Here is a 15,348-nt window from a genome sequence, read left to right on the forward strand (position 1 = left end):
AAGGTGTGCGGAACACCGCGCAGCCTTCGGGCGCGACCAGGATTCCATACCTTAGGAATGTTCCCTAAGATTATAGAACTACATGACTTTATGACTTGTGAGGTGATGCGCAGTTTCCCGCTTGAGCGGTAGGCGGGGTGCCTGTTTGCTCGGCGCCGACGAAACAGAAGTCTCATGGGAGGAGACGCATGAAATACCTTTCCCTCGCCGCCACCGCCGCGGCGCTGAGCATTGTCGCGCAGGCCGCACAGGCCGATCCGATGGGCTGCGACGCCGGTGAGACCGTGGTGAAGTTCAGCCATGTCACCAACACCGACAAGCACCCCAAGGGCATCGCCGCCGAGCTTCTCAAGACCCGCGTCAACGAGGAGATGGACGGCACGATGTGCATGGAGGTCTTCCCGAACTCCACGCTCTATACCGACGAGCAGGTGATCGAGGCGATGCTGCGCGGCGACGTGCAGATGGCCGCCCCGTCGCTGTCGCTGTTCGAGTCGATCACCAAGGCCTACCGCCTGTTCGACCTGCCGTTCCTGTTCGATGACATCGCCGCCGTCGACGCCTTCCAGGCCTCCGAGGACGGCCAGGAGATGCTCAACAAGATGCAGCGCCGTGGCGTGCAGGGTCTGGGCTTCTGGCACAACGGCATGAAGCAGATGTCGGCCAACAAGCCGCTGCTGGAGCCGACCGACGCCCAAGGTCTGAAGTTCCGGGTCCAGCCCTCCGACGTGCTGGTGGCGCAGATGGAGGCGCTCGGCGCCAGCCCGCAGCCGATGGCCTTCGCCGAGGTCTACGGCGCGCTGCAGACCGGCGTCGTCGATGGTCAGGAGAACACCTGGTCGAACATCTACGGCCAGAAGTTCTTCGAGGTGCAGGACGGCATCACCGAGACCAACCACGGCGTGCTCGACTACATGGTCGTGGCGAGCGTCGACTTCCTCGACAGCCTCGACCCGGCGGTGCGTGAGCAGCTGGTGACGATCACCGAGGAGGTGACCGCCGAGCGCAACGCCGCCGTCACCCAGGTCGACGAGGAGGCGCGTCAGGCGATCCTCGACGCCGGCGGCGAGATCCGCGAGCTGACCGAGGAGCAGCGCGCGGCCTGGGTCGAGACCATGAAGCCGGTCTGGGCACAGTTCGAGGACGAGGTCGGCGCCGACATGATCGAGGCGGCGCAGAACGCCGGCAAGTAAGCCCGCGCGATCGGGGCAGGGGCCGGGCCGCCGCCATGCGGCCCGGCCCCTCGCTTATCCGCAACACCGAACACGAAGGGACACGGGGGATGAACGCCGTCCACAGCAGGCCCGGCAGGGGCCGTTTCGGGCGCATCGTCGAGGAGTTCGAGGAAGGCATGATCGCCTTCCTGCTCGGCGCGATGACGCTGCTCACCTGCACCAACGTCATCATGCGTTACGGCTTCAACAGCTCGATCATCTGGAGCCTCGAGACGGTGCTGACGCTGTTCGCATGGCTGGTGCTGTTCGGCATCGCCTACGGCTTCAAGATCACCGCGCATCTGGGCGTGGACGCGGTCATCAACCTGCTTCCCAAGCGCGGTCGCCGGATCGTCGCGCTCGTCGCCTGCGCCGCTTCGCTGGCCTATGGCGTGCTGCTGCTGAAGGGGGCTTGGGATTACTGGGCACCCTTCGCGGACTTGCCCAAGACCACCGGTATCTGGCTGCCCACCGGCTTCGACACGCAGGCGCGCACCACGTCCTATTTCGAGACCGACCAAATCCCGATGTTCGACTGGCTGCGCTTCCTCGAAGGCTGGATCAACTACGACGAGCGCTACTCCAAGATGCCGCGCGTCATTCCCTACCTGATCCTACCGATCTCGGCCGCCCTGATCCTGTTCCGCCTGATCCAGGCCACGATCCGCATCTGGAAGGGCGAATCCGAGAGCCTGATCGTCAGCCACGAAGCCGAGGACGCGGTCGCCGACGCCGCGCATCTGAACCGGGAGCTCTCCTGACCATGGAAGTCGTCTTTCTCTTCCTGATGATCGTGGGCCTGCTGCTGATCGGCGTGCCGATCGCCATCGCGCTGGGCCTGTCCTCGATCGTCTTCCAGCTCATGTTCTCCGAGACCTCGCTGGCCTCGATCGCGCAGTCGCTCTACCAGTCCATGGCGGGCCATCCCTCGTTGCTGGCCATTCCCTTCTTTATCCTTGCCTCCTCCTTCATGTCGACCGGCGGCGTGGCGCAGCGGATCATTCGTTTCGCCATCGCCTGCGTCGGCCATCTCAAGGGCGGTCTCGCCATCGCGGGCGTGCTGGCCTGCATGATGTTCGCCGCCCTCTCGGGCTCATCGCCGGCCACCGTGGTCGCGATCGGCTCGATCGTCATCGCGGCGATGCGGCAGGTGGGCTACACCCGCGAATTCGCCGCCGGTGTCATCTGCAACGCTGGCACGCTGGGCATCCTGATCCCGCCCTCGATCGTGATGGTGGTCTATGCCTCGGCCACCGATGTCTCTGTCGGCCGGATGTTCCTCGCGGGCGTGATCCCCGGCATCCTCGCCGGTGTCATGCTGATGATCACCATCTATGTCATGGCGCGGATCAAGGACATGCCGGCGGGCGAGTGGCTTGGCTGGGGTGAGATATGGGCCAGCTTCCGCGAGGCGTTCTGGGGGCTGTTCCTGATCGCGATCATCATGGGCGGCATCTATGGCCACCCTTGGATCGACTTCTCGGCCAGCTTCCCGATCGTCTGGGCACCGGGCGCCTTCACCCCGACCGAGGCCGCTGCCGTTGCCGCCGTCTATGCGTTCCTCGTCGCGACCTTCGTCTATCGCGACATGGGGCCGCTCGCGGCCCGCGAAAAGGGCGGCAAGCCGACGCCGCTCTACCGCGCGCCATGGGCGCTGGGCACCGGCTTCATCCACCGCGATACACGCGCCACGTTGTTCGAGGCGGGCAAGCTGACCATCGTGCTGATGTTCATCATCGCCAACGCGCTGATCCTCAAGCACGTGCTGACCGACGAGCAGATCCCGCAGCACATCGCCGAGGCGCTGCTGGGCGCCGGTCTCGGCCCGATCACCTTCCTGATCGTGGTGAACGTGATCCTGCTGATCGGCGGCCAGTTCATGGAGCCCTCGGGGCTTCTGGTGATCGTCGCGCCGCTGGTGTTCCCGATCGCGATCCAGCTCGGCATCGACCCGATCCATCTGGGCATCATCATGGTGGTGAACATGGAGATCGGCATGATCACTCCGCCGGTGGGTCTCAACCTCTTCGTCACCTCCGGCGTGGCCGGCATGTCGGTGATGGGCGTGGTGCGCGCGGCGTTGCCCTTCCTCGCCGTGTTGGGCGTGTTCCTGCTGATCATCACCTACGTGCCGTGGATCTCCACCGTGCTGCCCAATGCCACGATGGGTCCGGAGATCATCGTCAACTGACGCGCAAGGCCAGAAATGCAAAAGGGCGCCCCGAGGGGCGCCCTTTTTATTGGCGGATGCATCGCTCAGAGCGAGGATTCGAGCGCCGAGATGATGGGCGAGAAATCGGTGGATTTCAGGCTGGCGCCGCCGACCAGCGCGCCGTCGACATTCTCGACGCCGAAGATCTCGGCGGCGTTGTCGGGCTTGACCGAGCCGCCGTAGAGCAGCCGGATGCCCTCCGCGTCCTCGCCGAAACGCTCCTTGAGCCCGGCGCGCAGGGCGCCATGCACTTCGGCGATCTGCTCGAGGCTCGGCACCTTGCCGGTGCCGATCGCCCAGATCGGCTCGTAGGCGACGACGGTGTTGGCCGCGGTGGCGCCATCGGGGAGGGAGGCCGCGAGCTGGCCGCCCACTACGTCGAGCGTTTCGCCCGCCTCGCGCTGCGCGAGGCTTTCGCCGAGGCAGATGATCGCGGTGAGCCCCGCCTTGTGTGCGGCCTCGGCCTTGGCCCGGACCATGGCGTCGCTCTCGCCGTGATCGGCGCGGCGCTCGGAATGGCCGAGGATCACGTAGCGCGCGCCCGCATCCTTCAGCATCTCGGCCGAGATGTCACCGGTATGGGCGCCGCTTTCCTTGGCGTGGCAGTCCTGGCCGCCGACCCGGATCGGCTGGCCGCCCAGGCTGAAGGCCATGCGCGACAGCAGCGTCGCGGGCGGGCAGATCACGATGTCCACGCGCGGCGCGGCCCAGGCGATCCCGAGCGCCTCGATCTCCTTGAGATCGGCGTTGGTGCCGTTCATCTTCCAATTGCCCGCGACCAGTTTGCGACCCATGTGCCGTCCTTTCGAATGTGAAGAGTTGCGCCTGTGTAGACCAAATGCCCGATCGGCAAAAGCCGAGGGGCCGGTCCCCCTCGGAACCGGCCCCCCAAGCTCTGGCGATCCGGTGCTCAGCCGTTGCGGCGCTCCGCGGCCAGCTCGTTCACATCCTTGAACTTGATCGATTCGCCGCAGCCGCAGGCATCCTCGACATTCGGATTGCGGAACTTGAAGCCGCTTTCGAGCAGCGACGTCTCGTAGTCGATCTCGGTGCCGAACAGGAACATCTGCGCCATCGGCGCGATCATCACCCGTGCGCCGTCCTGCTCGACCGTCTCGTCGTTGGGATCGGCCTCGTCGACATAGTCCATCGTGTATTCCATGCCCGCGCAGCCGCCCTTCTTGAGGCCGATGCGCAGCCCCGCATGACCACCCTTCTCCATGAGACGGGCGATCTGCCGCGCGGCAGCGGGGGAAATGCTGACGGCCTGCTTGCCGGGGATCGAAAACATCTGTGGCCTCCTGGATTGGCACCCATCAACATAAGGCCCCGGCCGCGCCGTCTCAAGCAGGGCTCAGGCGGCTTCGGCCGGATTCACCTGCGGAAACACCGCATATCCATCGGCCGCCCGCGCCCGCGCCCGCTCCAGAAGCGCCTCGCGCACCTGGCAGGACAGCGTCCATGCGGTATCGGCCTTGGCGCAGGCGAGGCAGAACCAGACCTCCTGGCCGAAGACGTCTTGATCGGCCACCATCACGAAGTGCTGGTCGCGCGCCTGCACCTCGTCGGGGTCCTGATCGTCGATGATCTCGAAGAAGGCGTCGCGCAGCGGCTGCACCTCGGCGTCATGCGCCAGCTTGATCTTAATGGTGCGGATCATCGAGGGCGTCCGCATGGTCCAGTTCTCGAACGGCTCGGCCACGAACTCCGAGACCGGTACGATCAGCCGCACCCCGGTCCAGTCGAGCAGCTGCACATAGGTGAAGTTGATCCGCTCCACGGTGACGATATGGCCGCGAAATTCGAGCTTGTCGCCGATCTTGGCCGAGCGGTTCATCGCGATCTGTAGACTGGCAAGGATGTTGCCGAGGATGTGCCTCGCGGCAAAACCGATCAGCAGCGTCAGCGCCCCGGCAGAGGCCAGGATCGAAAGGCCGAGGCTGCCGAAGAACTGTGCCTCGGCCAGTACGATCGCGCCGCCGATCAGCACGATGGCGATGATCAGCACCCGCCGCCATGCTGCGATCCGCGTGGCGAGGTTGCGCCGGTTCTCCATACGCGGCTCCGACAGCGTGTCGTCGTCGAAGGGCACGACCCGGTTCAGCACCGCGTCGATGCCGTTCATCACGAAGATCAGCGCGGCGGCGGTGAAGCCCAGCGCGATCAGCGGCACCAGCACGCTGTTGATCCGGCCCGAGAACATGAACAGCGAATGGCTCAACACCGCCGTCAGACCCGAGCAGATCGCGAGGATGATCGGCATTCTCGTGGCGCGCAGAAAATCGGTGACCAGCCGTCCCTTGGCGCGGCTGGCCAGCGCGGCCTGCAGCCGCCCGGTGGTCCAGCCGGCGGCCCCGACCAGCAGCAGCATCGCGGGGAAGGCGACCAGTTCCCACCACCTCAGCCCCCAGAAGGCATGCTCGCGCCAAGCCTCGGGCATCTCCTCCTCGAAGCGAGTGGGTCCATAAATCGCGTGTAGCGCCGGGATATTCGCCACGGTCTGGCGCGAGAAGACCCAGACCGGATCAGCATCGCCGGGCTTCAGCCGGTTCAGCCGGATCGCCACCGCGCGATTGCCGAGTTCGACCACGTCGATCAGGATCGAACGTTGCGGCTGACCCGCGACCGGGCTTTCGGCGCTGGCATTGGCGTCGAGCGCGTCGGGCCGCTCAAGCAGCGCGGTCCAGTTGATGACCGCGATGCGGTCGAGCACCTCGACCAAGTCGGCGGCGAGCCGCGCGCCGCGCTCCACCTGTTCCTCGGGCGGGACGTCGACCAAGTTCAACAGATGCGCTGCCGTCTCGTACTCATGCGCCTCGATCAACTCGAACAGTGCTTCCATGCTCGATTGCGGGGTCGAGCGATCGAGCCTGTCTGGCGGGGGAGGCAGCCCCTCGTTCAGCGTGTCGACCTCGAAGACGGAGGTGTCCTGCGCCAACACGGCGACGGGTAGCCAGACCAGCAGGGCGCAGGCGGCGATCAAGGTCTTTATGGGCAAGGTCGGGTCTCCCGCGATATCGCGGACCCAACCGGGGGCAGCGGCAGCGGTTCCGATGGCCGCCCTGACGGGCAGGGCGGGCAAGGAGGCCCGCCGGGTCCCGATTACATGAAGCCAAGCTCCAGCCGCGCCTCGTCGGACATCATCTCCATGCCCCATTGCGGCTCCCAGACCAGATCGACATCGACCTGCTTCACGCCCGGCACCGCGCCCACGGCATCGGCAACCCAGCCCGGCATCTCGCCGGCGACGGGACAGCCCGGCGCGGTGAGCGACATCTTGATGTTCACCGCGTTCTCCTCGTCGATATGGACCGTGTAGACGAGGCCGAGATCGTAGATGTTCACCGGGATCTCGGGGTCGTAGACCGAGCGGCAGGCCTCGACCACCTGATCGTAGAGTGCGTGGTCGGTCGAGGAGGGCGCGATCAGCGGCGTGCCTTCGAGTTGGGTGTCGGGCATGGGCTGTCCTTGGGCTGGAGCGGGGCGCGCTTTGGCGGCGCCGATACCTGAGCGATCATATAGGAAAAGCAGGGGGCGGGGTAAAGGGTGCGGCCTTGTTGCCACCGACGCGAGGCGGCCGGACCGGTGCGCCATGCGTATTTGCCTGGAAGATGAACGGGGGAGGGGCGCCGAGGCGGATCCGGCGCGGGGCCCCCTCCTTCATCTTTCTTCAAATACGCAAATCCCGACGCCTTATCTGCGTTGTCTTCGGGGGCTTCATCCCACCCGGCGCCCCTCGGCGTCGATCACCGCGGAGCCGTCCTCCTTGAAGAGCGGGCCCGGCGGCAGGCGGTCGAGCAGGTCGAGTACCGTCTCCGAGGGGCGGCACAGGCGCACCCCCTTGGGGGAGGCGACGATGGGGCGGTTGACCAGCACTGGATGCGCGATCATCGCGTCGAGCAGCGTTTCGTCATCGACGCTCTCGTCCAGAAGCCCCAGTTCGGCGGCGGGGGATTTGGAGGTCCTGAGCGCGGCGCGCGGGGTCAGCCCGGCGGCGGCGAAAAGCGCGAGGAGCTGCGGCCTGGTCCAGCCGGTCTGGAGATATTCGATCACGACCGGTTCGGTGCCCGAGGCGCGGATCAGTTCCAGCACGTTGCGGGAGGTGCCGCAGGCGGGGTTGTGATGGATGAGGATGCTCATGCTGTCTGCTCCTGTGGGCGGTCCGGGGCGAAGAGCCATGCCGCCACCGCCACGCCGATCAGCGCGCCGATGATCTGCGCCGCCACGAAGCCGGGTAGGTCGAAAGGCCGGATGCCCGAGAAGGTGTCGGTGAAGCTGCGCGCGATGGCGACGGCGGGGTTGGCAAAGCTGGTGGATGCGGTGAACCAGTAGGCGGCGGTGATGTAGAGGCCAACCAGCCACGGGATCGCGGCAGGCGCCTGCCGGATGCCGGCGAAAATGGTGAAGACGAGGCCGAAGGTCGCCACCGCCTCGGCCAGCCATTGCGGCCCGCCGGTGCGGATCTTGGTCGCGGTCTGCAGCACCGGCAGATCGAACATGCCATGCGCCAGCGCCGCGCCGGCGATGCCGCCCGCCACCTGCGCGAGGATGTAGGGCGCGACCTCGCCCCATGGTGCCTGCCGGCGCACGGCGAAGGCCAGCGTCACCGCCGGATTGAAATGCGCCCCCGAGACCGGCCCGAGAATGGTGATCAGCACCACGAGGATCGCACCGGTGGGCAGGGTATTGCCCAAGAGCGCCAGCGCCACGTCCGGCGTGAGGCTCTCGGCCATGATGCCCGATCCGATCACCGCACAGACCAGAAGCCCCGTGCCCAGCGCTTCGGCGAAGAGGCGGCGCGAAAGGCTCATGCGCAGTCCCCCACGGGCGGGCAGAGATCGGGCCTGCCGCCGCAGCAATCCTCGACGAGGAAATCGACCAGCGCGCCGACGCGGCCCATCGCCGCGAAATAGCGGATCGAACGCCCCTCGCGGCGGCTCTCGACCAGCCCGGCCGCGTGCAGCACCGACAGGTTGGCCGACATGGTGTTCTGCCGCGCGCCCAAGGCGTCAGCGATCTCGCCCGCCGCCATACCGTCCGGTCCCGCCTTCACTAGCAGGCGGAAGGCATCGAGCCGCGTGGGCTGGGCGAGGGCGGCGAAGGCCGTGATGGCGTCTGTCTGTTCCATGTATCTGGAATTATCGATGCAATGGCGGCCGGTCAAGCCATGTCGATTGCGCGGCGCGCCATTGGAGGCTATCGGCTGCGCCATGAGCTTTTCCTTTTCCCTGAACGCCACCGACGGCGCCGCCCGCACCGGGGTCATCTCCACCCCGAGGGGCGAGATCCGCACGCCCGCCTTCATGCCGGTCGGCACCGCCGCCACCGTGAAGGCGATGATGCCCGAAAGCGTCCGCCAGACCGGCGCCGACATCCTCTTGGGCAACACCTATCACCTGATGCTGCGCCCCTCGGCCGAACGGATCGACCGGCTCGGAGGCTTGCACAAATTCATGAACTGGGACCGACCGATCCTCACGGATTCGGGTGGCTTCCAGGTGATGAGCCTCGCCTCGCTGCGCAAGCTCACCGAGCGCGGCGTGACCTTCAAGAGCCATATCGACGGCTCCAAGCACGAGATCACGCCCGAGCGGTCGATGGAGATCCAGAAGCTCCTCGGCTCGGACATCGTCATGGCCTTCGACGAATGCCCGGCGCTGCCTGCCGATCGGACCCGCATCGCGGAATCCATGCGGCTGTCGATGCGCTGGGCGCAGCGGTCGCGCGACGCCTTCGGCGACCGGCCCGGTCACGCACTGTTCGGCATCCAGCAGGGCGGGCTGGAGCGCGACCTGCGCGAGGAAAGCGCCGAGGCGCTCAAGGAGATCGGCTTCGAGGGCTATGCCGTGGGCGGTCTCGCGGTGGGCGAGGGGCAGGAGGCGATGTTCGGCTGCCTCGACTACGCGCCCGCGCAGCTGCCCGAAGACAAGCCGCGCTACCTGATGGGGGTGGGCAAGCCCGACGACATCGTCGGCGCGGTAAAGCGCGGCATCGACATGATGGATTGCGTGCTGCCCTCGCGCTCGGGCCGCACCGGCCAGGCCTGGACCCGGCGCGGTCAGGTCAACATGCGCAACGCCCGCCATGCCGACGATCCGCGTCCTCTCGACGAGGCTTGCGGCTGTCCCGCCTGCCGCAACTACAGCCGGGCCTACCTGCATCACGTGGTGCGCAGCCAGGAGATGATCGCGGGCATGCTGCTGACCTGGCACAACCTGCACTACTATCAGGAGCTGATGGGCGACATGCGAGCGGCGATCGCGGCGGGCGATTTCGCGAGCTTCGAAACCCGGTTTCACGCGCTGCGCGCCGAAGGGGACATCGAACCGCTCTGAGGTCCCACGGGAATTCGCGAAGTTTCAGAACGAGGTAACTCGGCGCCGCGCCATGCGGCGTCCGGTTCCCGCCCGGGGGCGTGCAACGGCGCACAGCACACCGCGCATCGCCCCCGTCTTGCGGCGGCGCGGCGACGGCATAGTTCGGCTCCAATCCGTTCGGAAAGGACCGAAGAATGACCGACAAGCTTTTCACCCCCGGCAAGCTCGGCGATGTCGCGCTGAAGAACCGCGTGCTGATGGCGCCGCTCACCCGCAATCGCGCCAGCAAGCAGGGCGACGCGCCCTACGACATCCATGTCGAATATTACCGCCAGCGCGCCGAGGCGGGTCTCATCATCACCGAGGCCACGCAGATCACCCCGGAGGGCAAGGGCTATATCCAGACCCCGGGCATCTACAGCCGCGAGCAGATCGACGGCTGGAAGAAGGTCGTTAACGCCGTGCATGGCGAGGGCGGCAAGATCGCGCTGCAGCTGTGGCATGTCGGCCGGATCAGTCATGTCTCGCTGCAAGAAGGCGGCCAGAAGCCGGTCGCGCCCTCGGCGATCAAGGCCGAGGCACAGACCGTGACCGAGGAGGGCTTCGTCGACGTTTCCGAGCCGCGCGCTCTGGAGCTCGACGAGATGCCGCGACTGGTCGATGACTATCGCCGGGCCGCCCAGAATGCCAAGGAGGCGGGCTTCGACATGGTCGAGATCCACGCCGCCAACGGCTACCTGCTCGACCAGTTCATTCGTGACGGCGCCAACAAGCGCGACGACGCCTATGGTGGCAGCCCGGAAAACCGTGCGCGGCTGATCCTTGAGGTGGTCGATGCCGTCACGGAGGTCTACGGCGCGGGCCGCACCGGTATCCGCCTGTCGCCGCTGATCGAAGTGGCCGGGCTGAAGGACAGCGACCCGATGACTGTCTATTCCTACCTGATCCCCGAGCTGAGCCGCCGCGGCATCGCCTATATCCACATGGTGGAGCCAGGCACGCAGGGCGATCTCGACCAGGAACTCGGCCAGCAGACCGCGCGGCTGCGCGAGCTGTTCGACGGCGCCTATATCGCCAATGCGGGTTACGGGCGCGACACCGCGATCCGCGTGGTCGAGAGCGGGCAGGCGGATTTCGTGGCCTTCGGTCGGCCCTATATCGCCAACCCCGATCTGGCGCATCGTCTCGAGATCGATGCCGAGCTGAACGAGGGCGACCAGTCGACCTATTACGGCGGCGGCATCGAGGGGTATCTCGACTACCCGACGCTCGCCGAGCAGAAAGCCGCCTGACAACCGGGGACGGGCAGGGCGATCCGCCTTGCCCGTCCGCCCGCTCCGGGGCACATTGCCGCGAGAGCCGCGCGACACGCGCTTGAACTGACCGGTCTGTTCACCCAAGTAAGATCCCGGACAGGAGACGGCCTTGCGGCTGCCGCACAGCGGGGCCAGACCGTCTTGCCAAGAACAAGGATACAATGAGCATGCAAGAGCCCCTCAGCCCCTCCTACCCGGTGCTGCCTCTGCGCGACATCGTGGTGTTCCCGCACATGATCGTGCCGCTCTTCGTGGGCCGCGAGAAGTCGGTGCGCGCGCTCGAGGAGGTCATGGCCGACGACAAGCAGATCCTGCTGTCGTCCCAGGTCGACCCCGGCGTCGACGAGCCGACTTCCGAGGGCATCTACAAGGCGGGCGTGCTGGCCAACGTGCTGCAGTTGCTGAAACTGCCCGACGGCACCGTGAAGGTGCTCGTCGAGGGCAAGTCGCGGGTGCGCATCGCCGAGTTCATCGAGAATGACAGCTTCTTCGAGGCGAAGGCCGAGTACCTGACCGAGATGCCCGGCGACCGCGACATCGTGGCCGCGCTGGTGCAGAGCGTCGCGCAGGAGTTCGAGCGCTATTCGAAGATCCGCAAGAACATCCCCGAAGAGGCGCTCTCGGCCGTCACCGAGGCGACCGACCCAGCCAAGCTCGCCGACCTCGTCGCGGGTCATCTCGGCATCGACGTGAAGCAGAAGCAGGATCTCCTGGAGACGCTCGACATCGGCGAGCGGCTCGAGAAGGTTTATGGCCTGATGCAGGGCGAGATGTCGGTTCTGCAGGTCGAGAAGAAAATCAAGACCCGCGTCAAGAGCCAGATGGAGAAGACCCAGCGCGAGTACTATCTGAATGAGCAGATGAAGGCCATTCAGAAGGAGCTGGGCGACGGCGAGGATGGCGGCAACGAGGTCGCCGAGCTGGAGAAGCGCGTCGAGGAGACCAAGCTTTCGGACGAGGCCCGCGAAAAGGCCGAGGCCGAGATCAAGAAGCTCAAGAACATGAGCCCGATGTCGGCCGAGGCCACCGTCGTGCGCAACTATCTCGACTGGCTGCTCTCGATCCCGTGGAACAACCCGTCCAAGACCAAGAAGGACCTGAAGCTCGCGCAGAAGGTGCTCGACGACGACCATTTCGGTCTCGAGAAGGTCAAAGAGCGGATCGTCGAGTATCTCGCCGTTCAGCAGCGCTCGAAGAAGCTGAAGGGGCCGATCATGTGCCTCGTCGGCCCTCCGGGCGTCGGCAAAACCTCTCTGGGCAAATCGGTCGCCAAGGCCACGGGGCGCGAGTTCATCCGCATCTCGCTCGGTGGCGTGCGCGACGAGAGCGAGATCCGCGGCCACCGCCGGACCTATATCGGCTCCATGCCGGGAAAGATCATCCAGGCGCTGAAGAAGGCCAAGACCTCGAACCCGCTGATCCTCTTGGACGAGATCGACAAGATGGGCCAGGACTTCCGCGGCGACCCGGCGAGCGCGATGCTCGAGGTGCTCGACCCCGAGCAGAACGGCACCTTCGCGGATCATTACCTCGAGGTCGAATACGACCTGTCGAACGTGATGTTCCTGACCACGGCGAACTCCTACAACATGCCGGGGCCGCTTCTGGACCGCATGGAGATCATCTCCCTCGCGGGCTACACCGAGGAAGAGAAGCGCGAGATCGCGCGCCAGCACCTGCTGCCCAAGGTTCTCAAGAACCACGGTCTGAAGGAGAAGGAGTTCTCGATCGACGACGCGGCGCTCACCGAGATGGTGCGCACCTATACCCGCGAAGCCGGCGTGCGGAACCTCGAACGCGAGCTGTCGAAGATCGCCCGCAAGGCGGTGACCAAGATCGTCCGCAAGGAGGTCGAGACCGTCGAGGTGACGCCCGAGAACCTGGATGACTTCCTCGGCGTGAAGCAGTTCCGCTACGGGCTGGCCGAGAAGGAGGATCAGGTGGGCGTGGTCACGGGTCTGGCATGGACCTCCGTGGGCGGCGACCTGCTGCACATCGAGGCGCTCAAGCTGCCGGGCAAGGGCCGGATGAAGACCACCGGCAAGCTCGGTGATGTGATGAAGGAATCGATCGAGGCGGCGTCGAGCTATGTCCGATCGATCGCGCCCCAGATCGGCGTCAAGCCGCCGCGCTTCGACCGCATGGACATCCACGTCCACGTGCCCGACGGGGCGACCCCGAAGGACGGCCCCTCGGCCGGCCTTGCGATGGTCACCTCGATCGTCTCGGTGCTGACCGGCATCCCGATCCGCAAGGACATCGCGATGACCGGCGAGGTGAGCTTGCGTGGCAATGCCATGCCGATCGGCGGCCTCAAGGAGAAACTGCTCGCGGCGCTTAGGGGCGGCATCACGACGGTGCTGATCCCCGAGGAGAACGAGAAGGATCTCGCCGAGATCCCGGAAGTGGTGAAGAAGGGCCTTGAGATCATCCCGGTTAGCCACGTCTCCGAAGTGCTCAAGCACGCGCTCGTGCGCCAGCCCGAGCCGATTGAGTGGGACGAGGAGGCGGAGGAAGCCGCCGCCGCCGCTCGCGCGCTCGAAAGCCGCGACGGCTCTGCGGGCACCGCGGCCCATCACTGAACGAGGAAAGGGCGCCCTGCGGGGCGCCCTTTTCGCATGGCGGGACCGGTTCCCCTCTAGCATCGCTAGGCAGGCCCAGTGGCCGCGTTCCTTGATGGCCGCCATCTCGTGCCCGGCCTCGCTGTCACCGGCACGATCGCTCGGCGAGCGGGAAGCGATGGCGGGAAGCTCCTCGATCGGACGAACGAGGAGCCATGGGGGATTCAGCATGTCATCGGTGGTCGCGGTTCCTAGGTCGTCCTTCGAGCCGGCAACCGTGCCTTGGCCCGCAGGGGCGTATGAATTTCCACCCGAGGCGAAATTGCCGCGAAGGAGGTCTTGCGCCCCATGGCCGGGACCGCTAAATGACGCGCCAACGGGTGATTAGCTCAGTGGTAGAGCGCTTCGTTCACATCGAAGATGTCAGGGGTTCAAATCCCTTATCACCCACCATGTTACGGAAGGCGCGCCCGACGGGGCGCGCCTTTTGCGTTTCAGAGGGATACCGGCAGCCGCGCCAGCACCGCGCGCATCAGCCGCGCAGAGTTCTCGGCCGCCACCGACATGAAGCGTACCATCTCGTTCTCGTCGCCTCCGCCGCCGGCGAGGTCGGACAGCGAGCGGAAGGCGACGAAGGCCACGCCGTTGGCATAAGCCACCTGCGCCACGCCCGCGCTCTCCATGTCGAGCACACGCGCCTCGAAGCTGGCATGGGCGTGCTCGCGGAATTGGGCGTTGTCCATGAAGACCGGGCCGGAGATGCCGTTGCCGCCGATCACCACCCGGGGCGGGGTCGCCTCGGCGTCGCAGCCCAAGAGATCGACCTCGGCCGCGGCGGCCTCGGCCAGTTCGAGGAGCATCGGGTCGGTGTCGAACCAGAACCGGCCCTGCGGCGCATCCGCCCCCGGCGCCACCACGCCGACCGGGCAGGTATGCATCATTCCGAAATTCGCGACCGGTGCGCTCATCCAGCCGGGCAGGGCATAGCCCGCTTCCGTTTCGCGCGCGAAAGCTCCTTCGAGGAAATGGCCCCAGCGTGCGGGCACCACCACGTCGCCGATGCCGAGGCCGGGGTCGACGCCGCCGGCGATCCCCGAGAACAGGATCGAGGTGACGTTGAAATGGTCAAGCGCCGCCTGCGTGCTCATCGCGGCATTGACCATCGAGATGCCCGACAGGAACAGCACCACCTCACGCCCTTCGAGCCTGCCGGTGATGTAGGTCGCGGGACCGATGCGCCGCGTTTCGGCGCCTTCCAGCGCGGTTTCGAGGATCGCGATCTCGGGGGCGAAGGCGGTGACCACCGCGACGCGCGGCCGGTCGTCCGGCGCCGTTCCGGCGCGGGGGATGGCCCGCGCGGCGGGCGGAACATCGATGGGAAAATGGGTCATGCGCACTCCGCTGCTGATCGGTCGACCCCAGCTACGGCGGCCGGCCCCCGCGCGTCCAGAGCCGATGCCGTTTACAGCAGCGTTCCGCCCGGCCCGACACGGGGCGGGCAGGGATCGGCATCGGGCTCGAACCCCATGTCGCGGGCCAGATGCGGGTTGCGGCGCAGCTCCCGCAGTCGCAGCAGCTGCGTCTCGTGGCGCATCGACTGAAGCTCCGCGCACAGCGCGTCATCGAGTGGGTCATGCGCCCGCTTCGGCGTCGAGAACCATGCCAGCAGGCGGCGAAGGGAAGGGCGGGGGCGTAGCGGGAAGGTGGTCATGGACAGGGCTCCTCGGC

General features: G+C 66.4%; 15 protein-coding genes and 1 tRNA gene. 7 read left to right on the top strand and 9 right to left on the bottom strand.

Translation table 11 applies throughout. From position 1 onward, the window contains the following. The first annotated feature begins 188 nt into the window (after positions 1-188). The 3 genes from LOS8367_RS06605 to LOS8367_RS06615 all read left to right on the top strand — a co-directional run bounded on the left by LOS8367_RS06605 (position 189) and on the right by LOS8367_RS06615 (position 3,405). Positions 189-1,193, top strand: a complete 1,005-nt coding sequence (locus LOS8367_RS06605; RefSeq protein WP_085895691.1) for a DctP family TRAP transporter solute-binding subunit — start codon at positions 189-191, stop codon at positions 1,191-1,193. An 89-nt stretch (positions 1,194-1,282) separates the two neighbouring features. Next, entirely contained in the window at positions 1,283-1,975 is a 693-nt protein-coding gene (locus LOS8367_RS06610; protein ID WP_085895692.1) for a TRAP transporter small permease, read from the top strand. A gap of 2 nt (positions 1,976-1,977) precedes the next feature. Beyond that, positions 1,978-3,405, top strand: a complete 1,428-nt coding sequence (locus LOS8367_RS06615; protein WP_085895693.1) for a TRAP transporter large permease — start codon at positions 1,978-1,980, stop codon at positions 3,403-3,405. Positions 3,406-3,470: 65 nt separating this feature from the next. Here LOS8367_RS06615 and tpiA read toward each other — a convergent pair whose 3' ends face one another. The 7 genes from tpiA to LOS8367_RS06650 all read right to left on the bottom strand — a co-directional run bounded on the left by tpiA (position 3,471) and on the right by LOS8367_RS06650 (position 8,554). Next, positions 3,471-4,220: a triose-phosphate isomerase gene (gene tpiA, locus LOS8367_RS06620; protein WP_085895694.1), complete on the bottom strand. Its 750-nt coding sequence runs from the start codon at positions 4,218-4,220 to the stop codon at positions 3,471-3,473. Positions 4,221-4,336: 116 nt separating this feature from the next. Then, positions 4,337-4,717: a HesB/IscA family protein gene (locus tag LOS8367_RS06625; protein WP_085895695.1), complete on the bottom strand. Its 381-nt coding sequence runs from the start codon at positions 4,715-4,717 to the stop codon at positions 4,337-4,339. Positions 4,718-4,780: 63 nt separating this feature from the next. Further along, positions 4,781-6,424, bottom strand: coding sequence for a mechanosensitive ion channel family protein (locus LOS8367_RS06630; protein ID WP_242665520.1), 1,644 nt, complete (start codon positions 6,422-6,424; stop codon positions 4,781-4,783). A 104-nt stretch (positions 6,425-6,528) separates the two neighbouring features. Then, positions 6,529-6,885, bottom strand: a complete 357-nt coding sequence (locus LOS8367_RS06635) for an SUF system Fe-S cluster assembly protein (protein ID WP_085895697.1) — start codon at positions 6,883-6,885, stop codon at positions 6,529-6,531. A 258-nt stretch (positions 6,886-7,143) separates the two neighbouring features. Beyond that, positions 7,144-7,566: an arsenate reductase (glutaredoxin) gene (gene arsC, locus LOS8367_RS06640; protein ID WP_085895698.1), complete on the bottom strand. Its 423-nt coding sequence runs from the start codon at positions 7,564-7,566 to the stop codon at positions 7,144-7,146. Continuing rightward, entirely contained in the window at positions 7,563-8,237 is a 675-nt protein-coding gene (locus LOS8367_RS06645) for an aquaporin (protein WP_085895699.1), read from the bottom strand. The genes arsC and LOS8367_RS06645 overlap by 4 nt, the downstream gene beginning before the upstream one ends. Next, entirely contained in the window at positions 8,234-8,554 is a 321-nt protein-coding gene (locus LOS8367_RS06650) for an ArsR/SmtB family transcription factor (RefSeq protein WP_085895902.1), read from the bottom strand. Before LOS8367_RS06650 ends, LOS8367_RS06645 begins: the two co-directional genes overlap by 4 nt. Positions 8,555-8,636: 82 nt before the next feature. On the opposite strand from LOS8367_RS06650, the gene tgt reads away from it, so the two are divergent. From tgt to LOS8367_RS06670, 4 genes are all read left to right on the top strand, one after another. Beyond that, a complete protein-coding gene (gene tgt / locus LOS8367_RS06655; RefSeq protein ID WP_085895700.1) occupies positions 8,637-9,761 on the top strand; it encodes a tRNA guanosine(34) transglycosylase Tgt in 1,125 nt (374 codons plus the stop codon). 176 nt (positions 9,762-9,937) lie between these two features. Then, entirely contained in the window at positions 9,938-11,035 is a 1,098-nt protein-coding gene (locus LOS8367_RS06660) for an alkene reductase (protein WP_085895701.1), read from the top strand. A 191-nt stretch (positions 11,036-11,226) separates the two neighbouring features. Beyond that, positions 11,227-13,641: an endopeptidase La gene (lon, locus tag LOS8367_RS06665; RefSeq protein WP_085895903.1), complete on the top strand. Its 2,415-nt coding sequence runs from the start codon at positions 11,227-11,229 to the stop codon at positions 13,639-13,641. A 357-nt stretch (positions 13,642-13,998) separates the two neighbouring features. Then, a tRNA-Val gene (locus tag LOS8367_RS06670) sits at positions 13,999-14,073 on the top strand. A 41-nt stretch (positions 14,074-14,114) separates the two neighbouring features. Here the strand turns inward: LOS8367_RS06670 and LOS8367_RS06675 are convergent. Beyond that, on the bottom strand, positions 14,115-15,011 hold the full coding sequence (locus LOS8367_RS06675) for a 5'-methylthioadenosine/S-adenosylhomocysteine nucleosidase (protein ID WP_085895702.1): 897 nt from the start codon (positions 15,009-15,011) through the stop codon (positions 14,115-14,117). A gap of 71 nt (positions 15,012-15,082) precedes the next feature. After that, a complete protein-coding gene (locus tag LOS8367_RS06680; protein WP_085895703.1) occupies positions 15,083-15,331 on the bottom strand; it encodes a hypothetical protein in 249 nt (82 codons plus the stop codon). Positions 15,332-15,348: the final 17 nt, after the last annotated feature.

It is taken from the genome of Limimaricola soesokkakensis (assembly GCF_900172345.1).
In the GTDB taxonomy this organism is placed as follows: domain Bacteria; phylum Pseudomonadota; class Alphaproteobacteria; order Rhodobacterales; family Rhodobacteraceae; genus Limimaricola; species Limimaricola soesokkakensis.

What these genes read in the sequence shown, in the direction of transcription:
- LOS8367_RS06605 (WP_085895691.1), top strand. Translation starts at nt 189, where the DNA reads ATGAAATACCTTTCCCTCGCCGCCACCGCCGCGGCGCTGAGCATTGTC.
- LOS8367_RS06610 (WP_085895692.1), top strand. Translation starts at nt 1,283, where the DNA reads ATGAACGCCGTCCACAGCAGGCCCGGCAGGGGCCGTTTCGGGCGCATC.
- LOS8367_RS06615 (WP_085895693.1), top strand. Translation starts at nt 1,978, where the DNA reads ATGGAAGTCGTCTTTCTCTTCCTGATGATCGTGGGCCTGCTGCTGATC.
- tpiA (WP_085895694.1), bottom strand. Translation starts at nt 4,220, where the DNA reads ATGGGTCGCAAACTGGTCGCGGGCAATTGGAAGATGAACGGCACCAAC.
- LOS8367_RS06625 (WP_085895695.1), bottom strand. Translation starts at nt 4,717, where the DNA reads ATGTTTTCGATCCCCGGCAAGCAGGCCGTCAGCATTTCCCCCGCTGCC.
- LOS8367_RS06635 (WP_085895697.1), bottom strand. Translation starts at nt 6,885, where the DNA reads ATGCCCGACACCCAACTCGAAGGCACGCCGCTGATCGCGCCCTCCTCG.
- arsC (WP_085895698.1), bottom strand. Translation starts at nt 7,566, where the DNA reads ATGAGCATCCTCATCCATCACAACCCCGCCTGCGGCACCTCCCGCAAC.
- LOS8367_RS06645 (WP_085895699.1), bottom strand. Translation starts at nt 8,237, where the DNA reads ATGAGCCTTTCGCGCCGCCTCTTCGCCGAAGCGCTGGGCACGGGGCTT.
- LOS8367_RS06650 (WP_085895902.1), bottom strand. Translation starts at nt 8,554, where the DNA reads ATGGAACAGACAGACGCCATCACGGCCTTCGCCGCCCTCGCCCAGCCC.
- tgt (WP_085895700.1), top strand. Translation starts at nt 8,637, where the DNA reads ATGAGCTTTTCCTTTTCCCTGAACGCCACCGACGGCGCCGCCCGCACC.
- LOS8367_RS06660 (WP_085895701.1), top strand. Translation starts at nt 9,938, where the DNA reads ATGACCGACAAGCTTTTCACCCCCGGCAAGCTCGGCGATGTCGCGCTG.
- lon (WP_085895903.1), top strand. Translation starts at nt 11,227, where the DNA reads ATGCAAGAGCCCCTCAGCCCCTCCTACCCGGTGCTGCCTCTGCGCGAC.
- LOS8367_RS06675 (WP_085895702.1), bottom strand. Translation starts at nt 15,011, where the DNA reads ATGACCCATTTTCCCATCGATGTTCCGCCCGCCGCGCGGGCCATCCCC.
- LOS8367_RS06680 (WP_085895703.1), bottom strand. Translation starts at nt 15,331, where the DNA reads ATGACCACCTTCCCGCTACGCCCCCGCCCTTCCCTTCGCCGCCTGCTG.